The sequence below is a fragment of the Methylosinus sp. DMC45 genome (genome assembly GCF_056313885.1).
Genome location: NZ_JBQUZK010000036.1, coordinates 52,770 through 67,231, shown reverse-complemented (window position 1 = coordinate 67,231; position 14,462 = coordinate 52,770). Strand labels below are relative to the sequence as shown.

The 14,462-nt window shown below is 62.4% G+C and carries 16 protein-coding genes; all 16 read left to right on the top strand.

The genetic code is table 11. The features are described 5' to 3' along the window. Window positions 1-15 precede the first annotated feature (15 nt). The 16 genes from nifD (at window position 16) to ACT53T_RS09690 (ending at window position 14,457) form a co-directional block, all read left to right on the top strand. The gene (gene nifD / locus ACT53T_RS09765; protein ID WP_018267921.1) at window positions 16-1,482 is read left to right on the top strand and encodes a nitrogenase molybdenum-iron protein alpha chain; all 1,467 of its coding nucleotides are present in this window, start codon (window positions 16-18) and stop codon (window positions 1,480-1,482) included. A 124-nt stretch (window positions 1,483-1,606) separates the two neighbouring features. Continuing rightward, on the top strand, window positions 1,607-3,166 hold the full coding sequence (nifK, locus tag ACT53T_RS09760) for a nitrogenase molybdenum-iron protein subunit beta (RefSeq protein WP_400765985.1): 1,560 nt from the start codon (window positions 1,607-1,609) through the stop codon (window positions 3,164-3,166). A 129-nt stretch (window positions 3,167-3,295) separates the two neighbouring features. Then, window positions 3,296-4,966, top strand: a complete 1,671-nt coding sequence (gene nifE / locus ACT53T_RS09755) for a nitrogenase iron-molybdenum cofactor biosynthesis protein NifE (protein WP_476161057.1) — start codon at window positions 3,296-3,298, stop codon at window positions 4,964-4,966. Between the two features lie 9 nt (window positions 4,967-4,975). Continuing rightward, complete coding sequence (nifN, locus tag ACT53T_RS09750; RefSeq protein WP_476161056.1) at window positions 4,976-6,373, top strand: nitrogenase iron-molybdenum cofactor biosynthesis protein NifN; 1,398 nt, start codon at window positions 4,976-4,978, stop codon at window positions 6,371-6,373. A gap of 15 nt (window positions 6,374-6,388) precedes the next feature. Next, window positions 6,389-6,799, top strand: a complete 411-nt coding sequence (gene nifX, locus ACT53T_RS09745; protein ID WP_400765991.1) for a nitrogen fixation protein NifX — start codon at window positions 6,389-6,391, stop codon at window positions 6,797-6,799. After that, window positions 6,792-7,259: a NifX-associated nitrogen fixation protein gene (locus tag ACT53T_RS09740; RefSeq protein WP_476161055.1), complete on the top strand. Its 468-nt coding sequence runs from the start codon at window positions 6,792-6,794 to the stop codon at window positions 7,257-7,259. The genes nifX and ACT53T_RS09740 overlap by 8 nt, the downstream gene beginning before the upstream one ends. Before the next feature lie 19 nt (window positions 7,260-7,278). After that, on the top strand, window positions 7,279-7,479 hold the full coding sequence (locus ACT53T_RS09735) for a CCE_0567 family metalloprotein (protein WP_018267927.1): 201 nt from the start codon (window positions 7,279-7,281) through the stop codon (window positions 7,477-7,479). Continuing rightward, a complete protein-coding gene (gene fdxB, locus ACT53T_RS09730) occupies window positions 7,479-7,796 on the top strand; it encodes a ferredoxin III, nif-specific (protein ID WP_018267928.1) in 318 nt (105 codons plus the stop codon). The genes ACT53T_RS09735 and fdxB overlap by 1 nt, the downstream gene beginning before the upstream one ends. Window positions 7,797-7,800: 4 nt before the next feature. Further along, window positions 7,801-8,478, top strand: a complete 678-nt coding sequence (locus ACT53T_RS09725) for a nitrogen fixation protein NifQ (RefSeq protein ID WP_476161054.1) — start codon at window positions 7,801-7,803, stop codon at window positions 8,476-8,478. A 221-nt stretch (window positions 8,479-8,699) separates the two neighbouring features. Beyond that, window positions 8,700-9,020 carry an iron-sulfur cluster assembly accessory protein gene (locus ACT53T_RS09720; protein ID WP_400765993.1) on the top strand — a complete coding sequence of 107 codons (321 nt, stop codon included), beginning with the start codon at window positions 8,700-8,702 and terminating at the stop codon, window positions 9,018-9,020. Between the two features lie 22 nt (window positions 9,021-9,042). Further along, window positions 9,043-10,095 (top strand): Fe-S cluster assembly protein NifU, encoded by a 1,053-nt coding sequence (nifU, locus tag ACT53T_RS09715; RefSeq protein WP_476161053.1) that lies wholly within the window; start codon window positions 9,043-9,045, stop codon window positions 10,093-10,095. Window positions 10,096-10,105: 10 nt separating this feature from the next. Beyond that, a complete protein-coding gene (gene nifS, locus ACT53T_RS09710; RefSeq protein WP_400765995.1) occupies window positions 10,106-11,308 on the top strand; it encodes a cysteine desulfurase NifS in 1,203 nt (400 codons plus the stop codon). A 12-nt stretch (window positions 11,309-11,320) separates the two neighbouring features. Beyond that, a complete protein-coding gene (gene nifV, locus ACT53T_RS09705) occupies window positions 11,321-12,493 on the top strand; it encodes a homocitrate synthase (protein ID WP_476161052.1) in 1,173 nt (390 codons plus the stop codon). Continuing rightward, window positions 12,490-13,233 carry a serine O-acetyltransferase gene (gene cysE, locus ACT53T_RS09700; RefSeq protein WP_476161051.1) on the top strand — a complete coding sequence of 248 codons (744 nt, stop codon included), beginning with the start codon at window positions 12,490-12,492 and terminating at the stop codon, window positions 13,231-13,233. Before nifV ends, cysE begins: the two co-directional genes overlap by 4 nt. Further along, window positions 13,230-13,565: a nitrogenase stabilizing/protective protein NifW gene (gene nifW, locus ACT53T_RS09695; protein WP_018267935.1), complete on the top strand. Its 336-nt coding sequence runs from the start codon at window positions 13,230-13,232 to the stop codon at window positions 13,563-13,565. Before cysE ends, nifW begins: the two co-directional genes overlap by 4 nt. A 40-nt stretch (window positions 13,566-13,605) precedes the next feature. Further along, window positions 13,606-14,457, top strand: coding sequence for an electron transfer flavoprotein subunit beta/FixA family protein (locus tag ACT53T_RS09690; RefSeq protein WP_476161050.1), 852 nt, complete (start codon window positions 13,606-13,608; stop codon window positions 14,455-14,457). Window positions 14,458-14,462: the final 5 nt, after the last annotated feature.

Here is a 14,462-nt window from a genome sequence, read left to right as displayed (position 1 = left end):
GAAAGGGATGGCGTCATGAGCCTGGCTCAACCCGAATCCATCGAAGACCTCAAGGCGCGCAATAAGGCGCTGATCAAAGAGGTTCTCGAAGTTTATCCTGAAAAGACCGCCAAGCGCCGCGCGAAGCACCTCGGCACATTCGAGGATGGCAAGCCGGATTGCGGCGTGAAGTCCAACATCAAGTCGATCCCCGGCGTGATGACGATCCGTGGCTGCGCTTACGCCGGTTCGAAGGGCGTCGTGTGGGGCCCGATCAAGGACATGATCCACATCAGCCACGGCCCGGTCGGCTGCGGTCAGTATTCCTGGGCGTCTCGTCGTAACTACTACATCGGCGTGACGGGCATCGACACCTTCGGCACGATGCAGTTCACCTCGGACTTCCAGGAGAAGGACATCGTGTTCGGCGGCGACAAGAAGCTCGCCAAGCTGATCGACGAAATCCAGGAGCTGTTCCCCCTCAACAAGGGCATCTCCGTCCAGTCCGAGTGCCCGATCGGTCTGATCGGCGACGACATCGAGGCCGTCTCCAAGGCGAAGACCAAGGAGTACAACGGCCATACGATCGTTCCGGTTCGCTGCGAAGGCTTCCGTGGCGTGTCGCAGTCGCTCGGCCACCATCTGGCCAACGACGCGATCCGCGACTGGGTGTTCGACAAGATGGAGGGCAAGCCCGCTCTCTTCGAAGCGACGCCTTACGACGTTGCGATCATCGGCGACTACAACATCGGCGGCGACGCTTGGTCTTCGCGCATTCTGCTCGAGGAAATGGGCCTCCGCGTCGTTGCGCAGTGGTCGGGTGACGGCACGATCGCCGAGCTTGAGGCGACGCCTCGCGCGAAGCTCAACGTGCTGCACTGCTACCGCTCGATGAACTACATCTCCCGTCACATGGAAGAAAAGTACGGGGTTCCGTGGGTCGAGTACAACTTCTTTGGTCCGTCGAAGATCGAAGAATCGCTGCGCAAGATCGCCAGCCACTTCGACGACAAGATCAAGGAAGGCGCCGAGCGCGTCATCGCCAAATATCGTCCGCTGATGGACGCGGTGATCGCCAAGTACCGTCCGCGTCTCGAAGGCAAGAAGGTCATGCTGTTCGTCGGCGGTCTCCGCCCGCGTCACGTGATCGGCGCCTACGAGGATCTCGGCATGGAGATCGTCGGCACCGGCTATGAGTTCGGCCACAACGACGACTATCAGCGCACGACCCACTATGTGAAGGACGGCACGCTGATCTATGACGACGTGACCGGCTACGAGTTCGAGAAGTTCGTCGAGAAGATCCAGCCCGACCTGGTCGGCTCTGGCATCAAGGAAAAGTACGTCTTCCAGAAGATGGGCGTTCCTTTCCGCCAGATGCACAGCTGGGACTACTCCGGCCCGTATCACGGCTATGACGGCTTCGCGATCTTCGCTCGCGACATGGACATGGCGATCAACTCGCCGGTCTGGAAATTCGCCAAGGCGCCGTGGGCGGCTTGATCGACTGAGTTGCAAACGCTCTCTTCGCGAACGGGGTTCTCCCCGTTCGCGTTCGAGAGACCGAGGCCGGGTCGCCGCCTCGGTCCGAGAGGGCGGGCGCTCGCGGACAACGAGGGGAATCGACATGCCACAGAATGCAGATAACGTCCTCGACCATTTCAACCTATTCCGCCAGCCGGAATATCTCGAGATGTTCGAGAAGAAGAAGAAAGAGTTCGAGAATCATCACCCCGACGCCGAAGTCGAGCGCGTTCGCGAGTGGGCCAAGACGAAAGAGTATCAGGAAAAGAACTTCGCTCGCGAAGCTCTGACCGTCAATCCAGCCAAGGCCTGCCAGCCGCTCGGCGCGGTGTTCGCCTCGCTCGGTTTCGAGCAGACGATCCCGTTCGTCCATGGCTCGCAGGGCTGCGTGGCGTATTATCGTTCGCACTTCTCGCGTCACTTCAAGGAGCCGACCTCTTGCGTCTCCTCCTCGATGACGGAAGACGCGGCGGTGTTCGGCGGCCTCAACAACATGATCGACGGCCTCGCCAACACCTACAATATGTATAAGCCGAAGATGATCTCCGTCTCCACCACCTGCATGGCGGAAGTCATCGGCGACGACCTCAACGCCTTCATCAAGACCTCGAAGGAAAAGGGCTCCGTCCCGGCGGATTACGACGTTCCGTTCGCTCACACCCCGGCCTTCGTCGGCAGCCATGTCACCGGCTACGACAATGTGATGAAGGGCATTGTCGAGCATTTCTGGAACGGCAAGGCCGGCACCGCTCCCAAGCTTGAGCGCGTTCCGAACAATTCGATCAACTTCATCGGCGGCTTCGACGGCTATGTGGTCGGCAACATTCGCGAAGTGAAGCGCATGTTCGACTCCATGGGTGTCGAATACACGATCTTCGGCGATCCGAGCGATGTGTGGGATACGCCCACCGACGGCGAGTTCCGCATGTATGACGGCGGCACGAAGCTCGAGGACGCGGCCAACGCGATCAACGCGAAGGCGACCTTCTCGATGCAGCATTTCTCCACGGAGAAGACGCTGCCGCTGATCGCCGCGAGCGGCCAGGAGACCTATTCCTTCCATCATCCGGTGGGCGTGCGCGCGACCGACGAGTTCCTGATGAAGGTCTCGGAAGTCACCGGCAAGCCGATCTCCAAGGAGCTGACGCGCGAGCGCGGCCGCCTCGTCGACGCCATCGCCGACTCTTCCGCGCATCTGCACGGCAAGCGTTTCGCGATCTACGGCGACCCGGACCTCTGCTACGGCCTCTCCGCCTTCCTGATGGAGCTGGGCGCCGAGCCGATCACCGTGCTCGCCAGCAACGGCGGCAAGGTGTGGGAAGAGAAGATGAACGAGCTGTTCGCCAGCTCGCCCTTCGGCAAGAACTGCAAGGCCTATCCTGGCAAGGATCTCTGGCATATGCGTTCGCTGCTGTTCACGGAGCCGGTCGACTTCCTGATCGGCAACACCTACGGCAAATATCTCGAGCGCGACACGGGCACGCCGCTGATCCGCATCGGCTTCCCGGTCTTCGATCGCCACCACTATCACCGCTATCCGGTGTGGGGCTATCAGGGCGGCCTGAACGTTCTGGTGTGGCTGCTCGATAAGGTCTTCGAGGAGATCGATCGCAACACCAACGTCGTCGCGAAGTCGGACTACAGCTTCGACATTATTCGCTGACGTTCACGAGCTTCCGCCGGGTCGCGATCGACCCGGCGGAACAACGAGAGCCTGATCCGTCGGGTCGATCGCCGCGCCGGCGCAATGAGTGCGCAGTGTGGGAGGCGATGGCCGTTGCAGGAGGCGCGGATGAGCACGCTGGCCGCAAAAGTTCAAGAAGTTTTCAACGAGCCCGGTTGCGACAAGAACAAGGGCAAATCCGAGAAAGAGCGAAAGAAGGGCTGCACGAAGCAATTGGCGCCGGGCGCCGCAGCCGGCGGATGCGCTTTCGATGGCGCCAAGATCGCTCTTCAGCCCATCACCGACGTCGCCCATCTCGTTCATGGTCCCATCGCCTGCGAAGGCAATTCCTGGGACAATCGCGGAGCCAAGACTTCGGGCTCCAGCCTCTACCGCACCGGTTTCACGACGGATATCGGCGAGACCGACGTCGTCTTCGGCGGTGAGAAGCGCCTCTACAAATCGATCAAAGAGATCATCGACAAATACGATCCGCCAGCGGTCTTCGTCTATCAGACCTGCGTTCCTGCGATGATCGGCGATGATATCGACGCGGTCTGCAAGGCCGCTGCGAAAAAATTCAACAAGCCTGTCATTCCCGTGAACTCGCCCGGCTTCGTCGGGCCGAAGAATCTCGGCAATAAGCTCGCGGGCGAGGCTATTCTCGAGCATGTGATCGGGACGCAGGAGCCGGAGTATACGACTCCCTACGACATCAACATCATCGGCGAATATAATCTCGCCGGCGAGCTGTGGCAGGTGAAGCCGCTGCTGGACGAGCTCGGCATTCGCATCCTGTCCTGCATTTCCGGCGACGGCAAATACAACGAGGTCGCCTATTCCCATCGCGCAAAAGCGTCGATGATGGTGTGCTCTAAAGCCATGATCAACGTCGCTCGCAAGATGGAGGAGCGCTACGACATTCCCTTCTTCGAAGGGTCGTTCTACGGCATAGGCGATATGAGCGACTCGCTTCGCGAGATTGCGCGCCTGCTGATCGAGCGGGGCGCGCCGGCGGAGCTGAAGGACCGGACCGACGCGCTCATCGAGCGCGAGGAGGCGCGCGCCTGGGCGCGCATCGCTCCCTATAAGGAGCGCCTCACGGGCAAGAAGGTTCTGCTCATCACGGGCGGCGTCAAATCCTGGTCCGTCGTCGCCGCTTTGCAGGAAGCCGGCATGGAGCTCGTCGGCACCAGCGTCAAGAAGTCCACCAAGGAGGACAAGGAGCGCATCAAGGAACTGATGGGTCAGGACGCCCATATGATCGACGATATGACGCCGCGCGAAATGTATAAAATGCTCAAAGACGCGCAGGCGGATATCATGTTGTCGGGCGGCCGCTCGCAGTTCATTGCGCTCAAGGCCAAGATGCCCTGGCTCGACATCAACCAGGAGCGTCATCACGCCTATGCCGGTTATGAAGGCATGGTCGAGCTCGTTCACGAGATCGACAAGGCGCTCTTCAATCCGGTTTGGGAGCAGGTTCGTCGAGCGCCGCCGTGGCAGGAAAAAACCTGGGAAGAGCGTGCGAATGAGGCCATCGCCGCCGAGGCGGCCGAGCTCGCCGCCGATCCGGTCAAGGCCGAGCAGGTTCGTCGCGAGAAGCGCGTGTGCAAATGCCATAGCGTCAACGTCGGCGCCCTCGAAGACGCGATCGCCGCCGGCTCATTGACCACTGTCGATGCGCTGGCCGAGGCGACGCACGCCGGCACGGGTTGCGGCGGATGCCGCGACACGATGGAACAAATGATCGAGGCAGCCAACGCCAGTGGCGCGGTTCCTGCATCGAAAGCCGCGTGAGGCGCTCCGATGGCTAGAGTCGAAGTTTCCAAAAAGGCCTGCGCGGTCAATCCATTGAAGATGAGCCAGCCGATCGGCGGCGCGCTCGCCTTCATGGGCGTTCAGGGATGCATGCCGCTGCTGCATGGGTCACAGGGATGCACATCTTTTGGGCTCGTGCTGTTCGTTCGACATTTTCGCGAAGCCATTCCGCTGCAGACGACCGCGATGAGCGAGGTCGCCACTGTGCTCGGCGGTTTGGAGAATGTCGAAGAAGCGGTCGTAAACATCGCGAAGCGCGCCAAGCCGGAGATCATCGGCATTTGCTCGACCGGCGTGACCGAGACCAAAGGCGATGACGTCGACGGATATATTCAGCTCATTCGTCAGCGTCACCCAGAGCTCGATCACATGGGCATCGTCTATGTGTCGACTCCCGACTTCAAGGATGCGTTTCAGGATGGCTGGGGCAAGACCGTCGCCAAGCTGATCGAGGCTTTCGTGCCGGCGAATGAGACGCCTGCGCAAAGGGCTCCGCAGCGCGTGAATGTTCTGCCCGGCTGCCACCTCACGCCCGGCGATATCGACGAGCTGCGTGACATTATCGAAAGCTTTGGGCTAGAGCCGACTTTCTTGCCCGATCTCTCTGGTTCGCTCGACGGGCATCTGCCGGAGGATTTCACGCCGACGACGCTCGGCGGCACGTCTCGCGACGCAATGAAACAGATGGGCTCCGCCGCTTGGTCGATCGCGGTCGGCGAGCAGATGCGGCTCGCAGCGACGACTCTCGAGCGTCGCGCCGGCGTGCCCTTCGTGCTCTTCGATCGCCTCACTGGCCTCGCGCCCAATGATGAGCTGATCGCCTTTCTGTCCCGCATCAGCGGCCGCCCCGTGCCGGTGAAGTTCAAACGGCAGAGGGGGCAACTCGTCGACGCAATGCTCGACGGGCATTTCCATTTCGGCGCCAAGAAGGTGACGATCGGGGCCGAGCCGGATCTTTTGTTCGCGATCGGATCCTGGCTGATCGAGATGGGCGCGAATGTCACGGCGGCGGTGACGACCACGCATTCCGCCGTGCTCGAAAAGCTGGCGATCGAAGAGGTGCTGATCGGCGATCTTGAAGATTTGGAAAATCGTTCGAAGGACGCCGATCTGATAATGACCCATTCACATGGGCGCCAGGCGTCGGAACGTCTCGGCGTGCCGCTCTTCAGGCTCGGTCTCCCGACCTTCGATCGCCTCGGCGCGGGGCACGAGCTGACGGTCGGCTACAGAGGCACGCGGACGCTGATCTTCAATATCGGCAATATGTTCATCTCGCAGGCGCATGAGCCCGATCCCGACACATGGCGCCGTGACGATGAGAATGTCACTCATTTCGGGGGTGAGCCGTCCCCCGAGCTCGTCCAACTTACCGCGATGGCCTGACCACGAGGAGGCAGCATGAAAGTCGCATTCGCCACACAAGACCTCGAACGCGTCGACGCCCATTTCGGTTGGGCGAAGAATATCGCGATCTACGAGCTGACGGCCGAGGGATATAGCCTGGTCGAGACGATCCAGTTCCAGGGCGATCTGCAAGAGGACGGCAACGAAGACAAGCTCCAGCCGAAGCTCGAGGCGATCAAGGACTGCGCGATTCTCTACATCGCGGCGATCGGCGGCTCGGGCGCGGCGCGTGTCGTGGCCTCCGGCATTCATCCGATGAAGGTGCCGCAGCCCGAGAACATTGTCGATCTGCTGGAGAAGCTCAAGGTTGTCCTGCAGGGCGCGCCGCCGCCGTGGCTGCGCAAGGTGATAACGAAGGGGCAGGAACGTACCTTCGATTTCGAGGAAGAGGCTGCAAATGGCTGAGACCGAGACGATTACGGCGACTAATGCCGCTGAGAGCATCTTCATCAAGGAGCTCATCAAGCAGTGGCGCGCGCAGGATACGCACGGCACCTGGGAGAACAAGAAAGATCTCGATCTCATCAAGCCGTATATCGTGGACAAGGAAGCGCGTAAGGCGCTGCCGCTGATCGGCGATCCCGACCCCGAGATCCTCTGGCGCGTCGAGCTTTTCTACAACGCCGTCGCTCTGTCGATCGAGCGCGCCACCGGCGTGATGGTTCAGCCGATGATCAAGATGAGCCATGAGGGTTTCGGCCGTCAGGTTCTCATCGCCGGGCGCCTCATCGTCGTCAATAAGCAGCTGCGCGACGTTCATCGTTTCGGCTTCGACAATCTCGACAAGCTGGCCGAGGAAGGCACCAAGCTCGTCAACGCCGGCGTCGAGATGGTGGAGAAATTCCCGGAAGTCGCCCGTTACTGATTTCGAAGGAGAGTGGAAAATGAGCTCCGTCGACGAGCTGAAGGCAGAGATCAAGAAGCTCTCTGCCAAGGCGACCAATATGAAGATGAATCTGCACGACCTTTCGGAAGAGCTGCCGATCAATTGGGGCACGATTCTCACTGTCGCGCAGGAGACCTATGAGGCGTATTCGGCTCTCGAGGCCGCGCGCCAGAAGCTCAAGGAATTGGAGACGGCGTGATGGGGGCGTTCAAGACCAGAGGCGGCGCCGATTGGACGCCGTCCTATCTCACCGACATCAACCCCGCGACCTGTATCGGTTGCGGGCGTTGCTTCAAGGTTTGCCCGCAGGACGTGATGGCGCTCTACGGCGTCGACGCGGAGGGGACCATCCTCGGCATCGTCACCGACGATGACGATGATGATTTCGACGGCGAGCTCAATCGCAAGATCATGAAGGTCGAGCGGGAGCAGGACTGCATCGGCTGCTCGGCGTGCTCCAAGGTCTGTCCCAAGGACTGCCAGACGCACGTCCCTGTGGACCAGCTGGTCGGCTGATCCGATGGCCTTTCTCTCCGAGGATCGTCGAGCGGAGAGCAGGCTTCCGCAGCCCAGCCTGGATGCGACGGACATTTACGTGCGCTTGCGGTCGCGTCCGAGCGATTTCGGACGCGACGATCCTTTTACCGCCCATGTGTTCTGTTGCGTGCTGGCTCTCGGTCTGAGCGAGGCGGCTGGGCGGCCCGGAGGGCTCGCCCAGTCGCTCGCGCTCGGGCGCGAGGCGCTGACGCGGTTGATCGAGCGTTGGGCGCCCGAGGCGACCTCTCTGTTCGAGCTCGCATCCGAGCCCGAGACGATCGCGCTGGACGACGAAGAAGATCAAATTCGCGAATTATTGCTGAGGTTTCGCGGCGACGCGTCGGACGAATCCGCTTGGCTCGCCTCTATTCTCACCAAGCGCGCTATGTCGCCGCGGCATTTGTGGCAGGATCTCGGTCTCGCCAAAAGAGACGAGCTCGGCCGTCTGATGCAGGAGCGCTTTCCGAGCCTCGCTGCGCGCAACGTCAATCATATGAAATGGAAAAAGTTCTTTTATCGCTCCTTGTGCGAGATGGAAGGCTTCGTCCTTTGCGCCTCGCCGACGTGCCGGGAGTGCAGCGATTTTCACGACTGCTTCGGCGATGAGAGCGGCGAGAGCGCCCTGGCGCGGCTGTCCCACGGCAAGCCTTCGAATTCCTGATCGATCTCGAGATTTGGCGCCTTTTTCAGCGTGAAACGCCGCTGAAATCGCGGAATTTCGTGCAAATAGCAGCACAAACGCCATCCGTGTCGGAACTCTGACAATGTGGGAATGCGAACAGCCTCGAGCGCTTCGAATCGACTGATTCACGATGGTAAAGCCGGGTGGCATAGCGGTTGCTTCCTCTATGACGGATGATTTTCCGGGAAGAGGTTAAGCAAATGATCGAACTCACAGACAACGCGCTGAACGCGGTGCGTTCGGCAATTTCGGGCGCCGGGCAGGAGGTCGAGGGACTGCGCATCATGGTCGAGGCCGGCGGCTGCGCGGGCTTCCAGTACACCATGGGCCTCGTCAATGAGAGCAATCCCGCGGACCATGTCTTCGAGCGCGACGGCGTGAAGGTTTTCATCGAGGAGGGCTCGCTCGCCTATCTCGACGGCACGCGCGTGGATTTCGTCAGCGGCCTCGAGGGCGCGGGCTTCACCTTCGACAATCCCCAGGCCAAATCCAGCTGTTCCTGCGGCAAGTCGTTCGGCTGATCGTCTTACGGGGAGAGCGGCGATGTGGGAATATTCCGACAAGGTCCACGAGCATTTCTTCAACCCAAAGAACGCCGGCGCTCTCGACGGCGCCAATGCGGTCGGCGAGGTCGGCGCCCTTTCCTGCGGGGATGCGCTCAAGCTGATGCTCCATATCGACCCTGTGACGGAGATCGTTCTCGAAGCCAAATTCCAGACCTACGGCTGCGGCTCGGCGATCGCGTCCTCTTCGGCTCTGACCGAGCTCGTCATCGGCAAGACGCTGGAGCAGGCGCGGGCTGTCACCGGCCGCGACATCGCGGATTTTCTCGGCGGGCTTCCGCCGGAAAAAATGCATTGCGCTGTGATGGGGCATGAGGCGCTTAAGGCGGCGATCGCCGATTTTCGCGGCGAAGCCCCGCTGCCGCGGCACGAGGAGGCGGCGCTCGTCTGCAAATGTCACGGCGTCGATGCGCGGGCGATCGAAAGCGCGATCCGCGACAATGCGCTGTCGACGGTCGAGCAGGTCGGCGCCTTCACCATGGCGGGCACGGGCTGTACGACCTGCTATGAGCAGATCGAGGATATTCTGCTGCGGGTAGCGACCGAGGCTGCGGCTGCCTCTGCCGCTTCGGCGTCTGCGCAGGCGGCGGAAGCCGCGCGTCCAGAGACGGCGCCGGCCGCTTCGGCGCCAGCTCCCGTCGCGCCGCGGCCGGGCTCGCTCAATCTTTTCAGCGCCGCCGTGCGGGCCGCGTCGACGGCGCCGGCCCCTGCGAAGCCGATCGTGCGGCCAGCCGCGGAATCTTCGCCGCTCTCTCCAGCGTCGCCATTGCCGCCGCCTTCCGCCGGGATGACGAATCTGAAGAAGATTCGTCTGATCGAGGAAACGATCGAAGACCTCCGCGTCTATCTTCGCAAGGACGGCGGCGATTGCGAGCTGATCGACGTCGACGGCTCCAATGTGCTCGTCAGCCTCACGGGCGCTTGCGTCGGCTGTCAAATGGCGAGCGTAACCGTCTCGGGAATTCAAGAGCGGCTCATGGCCAAATTGGGCGTGCCGATCCGCGTGATCCCAGTCGGTCGCAACGCTCATTGAGGAGTGCGTCATGAAGGCGATTTATCTCGACAATAATGCGACGACCCGAGTCGATCCGTCGGTGGTGGAGGCGATGCTTCCTTTCTTCACGGAGCATTTCGGCAACGCCTCTTCGGCTCACTCGTTCGGGGCGGAGGTCGGGACCGCGGTGAAGGCCGCGCGGCAGCAGCTGCAGCAGTTGCTGGGCGCGACGCATGATCACGAGATCATCTACACCTCGGGCGGGACGGAGAGCGACAACGCCGCCATTTTGTCGGCGCTCGAGGCGCTGCCGGATCGCAATGAGATCGTGACGTCCAAGGTCGAGCATCCGGCGATTCTGTCGCTCTGCGAGCATCTCGAGAAGACCGGCCGCGCCAAGGTTCACTTCATCGGCGTCGATAGTTCCGGCCAGCTGGATATCGACGCCTATCGCGCCGCTCTGTCGGACAAGGTGGCCGTGGTGTCGCTGATGTGGGCCAATAACGAGACCGGAACGATCTTCCCGGTCGAAGGCCTCGCCGAGCTCGCCAAGGAGCATGGCGCTCTGTTCCATACGGACGCCGTGCAGGCGGTCGGCAAGACGCCGATCTCGCTCAAGGACAGCGCGATCGACATGTTGTCGCTGTCCGGCCACAAGCTGCATGGCCCGAAGGGAATCGGCGCGCTCTATGTGAAGAAGGGCGCGCGTTTCAAGCCGCTGATCCGCGGCGGCCATCAGGAGCGCGCGCGTCGCGGCGGCACGGAGAATGTGCCGGCGATCATTGGCCTCGGCAAGGCGGCGGAGCTCGCGCTTCAGCATATGGCGGAAGAGCAGGGCCGCGTGAAGGAGCTGCGTGATCGGCTCGAGAAGGCGGTTCTGCAGCGCGTGCCCAATTGCATCGTCAATGGCGATCGTCATGACCGTCTGCCGAACACGACCAATATCGCTTTCGAATATGTCGAGAGCGAAGCGATCCTGCTGCATCTCAATCGCGGCGGCGTCGCCGCTTCGTCGGGCTCGGCCTGCACGTCGGGCTCGATGGAGCCGAGCCATGTGCTGAAGGCGATGGCGATTCCCGAGGCGGCGCTGCATGGCGCGGTGCGCTTCTCCTTCTCGCGGGACAATGTCTCGGAGGACGTCGATCGCGTCGTGGAGGCGCTGCCGGGGATTGTCGAGAAGCTGCGCGAAATGTCGCCCTTCTGGGCGGACGCGGAGAAGAAGACGAACGACTCCAAGCCCGTTTTTGCTTGACAGGCGGCTCCCGTGAACGGCGATCAACCCCGCATCTTCATCAATGACACGACGCTCCGCGACGGCGAGCAGGCGCCGGGAGTCGCCTTCACCGCTGCGGAGAAGCTCGCGATCGCGCGCGCGCTGGCGGCTCTCGGCGTCGATGAGATCGAGGCGGGGACGCCCGCCATGGGCCGGGACGAGATCGACTCGATCGCCGCCATCGCCGGCGATGGCCTGCCGTGCCGGGTGATGGCCTGGTGCCGGCTGAGCGAGAGCGATGTCGACGCGGCGCTCGCGGCCAATGTCGCGCATGTGAATGTGTCGTCGCCCATGTCGCGCTTGCAGATCGGCGTCAAGCTGTCGACGGATGTCGATGGCGCGGCGGCGCGGGTGCAGCGCGTCGTGGCCTATGCGCGATCCAAGGGGCTGACCGTCGCGCTCGGCGGCGAAGATTCCTCGCGCGCCGATCCGCGCGACATCGGCTGCATCGCCCGCGCCGCCGCGGCGGCCGGCGCGACGCGCTTCCGCTTCGCCGACACTCTCGGAACGCTCGATCCTTTCGCCACCTACGAGTCGATACGTCGCGTGCGCGAGGAGACCGATCTGCCGATCGAGTTTCACGGCCACGACGACGTCGGGCTCGCCACCGCCAACACGCTCGCCGCGGTGCGCGGCGGCGCGACGCATGCCTCTGTCACCATGCTCGGCCTCGGCGAGCGCGCCGGAAATGCGGCGCTCGAGGAGGTCGCTCTGGCGCTCGGCCATGTCGCGCATGGGCGCACCAATATCGATCTCAAGCGCCTGCAGGGCGTCGCGCGGCTCGTGGCGGCGGCGGCGCGCCGCAAGATCGGCCGCGCCAAGGCGGTGGTCGGCTCCGACATATTCACGCATGAATCGGGCATTCATGTCTCGGCGCTGATGAAGGATGTCCGCACCTATCAGGGCCTCGATCCCGCGCGGCTGGGGCGACGCCATCGCATCGTCATCGCCAAGCATTCGGGCTTGAGCGCGATTCAGAAGAAATGCGCCGAGATCGGTGTCGATCTCGACCGCGAGACGGCTGCGCGCCTGCTCGCTCACGTCAAGCGCCGTGCGCTGGACCAGAAGCGTCCGGTCAATCGCGGCGAGCTCATTCGCCTCGTCGATCGTGCGCAGGCGGAAGCGGCGCTGGCGGCGCGGCATGATGTCGGAGGCGTGTCATGAGTCCCATTTCGATTGTCGACACGCCGCGCGTCGTGGCCAGCAAAGGCCTGCTCGCGCAGATTCGCGAAGATGTCGGCTGCGTCGCGCAGCGCGATCCGGCGGCGCGCAGCACGCTCGAGGTGGTGCTGCTCTATCCGGGCGTGCACGCGCTGATATGGCATCGCATCGCCAATCGCCTGTGGCGCAACGGCCACAAGTTTTCGGCGCGCGCGCTCTCGTGGTTCGGGCGTCTCGTCACCAATATCGACATTCATCCCGGCGCGACGATCGGCGTGCGCTTCTTCATCGATCACGGCGCGGGCGTCGTCATCGGCGAGACGGCGACCATCGGCGACGATGTGACCATGTATCACGGCGTCACGCTCGGCGGCACCTCCTGGTCCGCGGGCCGGCGCCATCCGACGGTCGGCGATGGCGTGCTGATCGGCGCGGGCGCCAAGATTCTCGGGCCGATCAGCGTCGGCCCGCGCGCGCGCATCGGCGCCAATTCGGTGGTCATCGAGGATGTGCCGCCGGAGATGACGGTCGTCGGCATTCCCGGCCGTGTGGTGCGCGAGCAGCGGCGCCGCTCGGGCGTGGATGGCCGCATCGATCTCGAGCATCACCTCATTCCCGATCCGGTCGGCGACGCGATCTCCGTGCTCATCGACCGCATCGATTTTCTCGAAGCGCGGCTCGCACATCTTCAGGTGCGCGTCAGCGAAGGCTCCCATCGGCAAGTCGGAGACAACAAGCCATGAGCATATTGGACGATCTGCGCAAATTGTCGGCGGCCGAGGAATTCTTCGATCTTCTCGGCGTCGAATACGACCCCAACATCGTGCGTCACTCGCGTCTGCATATTCTGCGGCGCATGGGCGAGTATCTTCACAAGGCGGCGCCCGAGGGCGCGTCCGACGACGAGGTGCGCGAAGCCTGTCGTGAGTTTCTCGCGAAGGCCTATCAGGACTTCACGAAATCGTCTCCGATCGAAGAACGGCTTTTCAAAGTGCACAAGGACGCTGTAAAGCCGAAGGAGGAGCCGAAGAAGCCCTTCGTGCCGCTCACAACGGTCACGACGTCGAACGGATGAAGATCGAAACACCAGTCGGGATGGCGAGAGGAAGAGACTCATGAAGATACTGGTCTGCATCAAGCAAGTTCCCGACAGCGCCCAGATCCGCGTGCATCCTGTCACCAACACGATCATGCGGCAGGGGGTGCCGACGATCATCAATCCCTATGATCTCTTCTCGCTGGAGGAAGCGCTGAAGCTGCGCGACAAATTCGGCGGCGAGGTCACGACATTGACCATGGGTCCGCCCATGGCCGCCGACGCACTGCGCAAGACGTTGGCGATCGGCGCCGATCGCGCGATTTTGCTCACCGATCGTTTCTTCGCCGGCGCGGACACTCTGGCGACGACCTATGCGCTCGCGCAGGCGATCGGCAAGATTCAGAAGACTTGGGGCGATCTCGATCTCGTCTTCACCGGCAAGCAGACGATCGACGGCGACACGGCGCAGGTCGGTCCGGGTGTGGCGAAGCGTCTCAACCTTCTGCAATTGACTTATGTCTCCAAAATCGTCGAAGCCGATGAGGAGAAGCGCGAGGTCGTGATCGAGCGTCGCGCGGAAGGCGGCACGCAAGTCCTCAAGACGAAAATGCCCTGCCTCATCGCCATGCTCGAGGGTACGAACGAGGTGCGTCGCGGCTCCATCTCGGATTCGCTGCGCGCCGCTCGCGCCGAGATCATCACCTGGAGCGCGAAGGACGCCGAGATCGAAGACCTCGGCAAATGCGGGCTGAAAGGATCGCCGACGATCGTGAAGAAGGTCTTCGCGCCGCCGCAGCGCACCGACCGCGCCGCCTTCGTGGAGCCGGGCAAGAACGCCGGCGAATCCGCCGACGTGCTGATCGAGGCGATCTTCAAGCGCCATCCGGCGCTCGAGGAAGATATGACGAAATTGGCCAGTGGGTTCTAAAGGAG

Bases quoted from the DNA above. Each gene is read 5' to 3' on its own strand.
- nifD (WP_018267921.1), top strand. From the start codon at position 16: ATGAGCCTGGCTCAACCCGAATCCATCGAAGACCTCAAGGCGCGCAAT.
- nifK (WP_400765985.1), top strand. From the start codon at position 1,607: ATGCCACAGAATGCAGATAACGTCCTCGACCATTTCAACCTATTCCGC.
- nifE (WP_476161057.1), top strand. From the start codon at position 3,296: ATGAGCACGCTGGCCGCAAAAGTTCAAGAAGTTTTCAACGAGCCCGGT.
- nifN (WP_476161056.1), top strand. From the start codon at position 4,976: ATGGCTAGAGTCGAAGTTTCCAAAAAGGCCTGCGCGGTCAATCCATTG.
- nifX (WP_400765991.1), top strand. From the start codon at position 6,389: ATGAAAGTCGCATTCGCCACACAAGACCTCGAACGCGTCGACGCCCAT.
- ACT53T_RS09740 (WP_476161055.1), top strand. From the start codon at position 6,792: ATGGCTGAGACCGAGACGATTACGGCGACTAATGCCGCTGAGAGCATC.
- ACT53T_RS09735 (WP_018267927.1), top strand. From the start codon at position 7,279: ATGAGCTCCGTCGACGAGCTGAAGGCAGAGATCAAGAAGCTCTCTGCC.
- fdxB (WP_018267928.1), top strand. From the start codon at position 7,479: ATGGGGGCGTTCAAGACCAGAGGCGGCGCCGATTGGACGCCGTCCTAT.
- ACT53T_RS09725 (WP_476161054.1), top strand. From the start codon at position 7,801: ATGGCCTTTCTCTCCGAGGATCGTCGAGCGGAGAGCAGGCTTCCGCAG.
- ACT53T_RS09720 (WP_400765993.1), top strand. From the start codon at position 8,700: ATGATCGAACTCACAGACAACGCGCTGAACGCGGTGCGTTCGGCAATT.
- nifU (WP_476161053.1), top strand. From the start codon at position 9,043: ATGTGGGAATATTCCGACAAGGTCCACGAGCATTTCTTCAACCCAAAG.
- nifS (WP_400765995.1), top strand. From the start codon at position 10,106: ATGAAGGCGATTTATCTCGACAATAATGCGACGACCCGAGTCGATCCG.
- cysE (WP_476161051.1), top strand. From the start codon at position 12,490: ATGAGTCCCATTTCGATTGTCGACACGCCGCGCGTCGTGGCCAGCAAA.
- nifW (WP_018267935.1), top strand. From the start codon at position 13,230: ATGAGCATATTGGACGATCTGCGCAAATTGTCGGCGGCCGAGGAATTC.
- ACT53T_RS09690 (WP_476161050.1), top strand. From the start codon at position 13,606: ATGAAGATACTGGTCTGCATCAAGCAAGTTCCCGACAGCGCCCAGATC.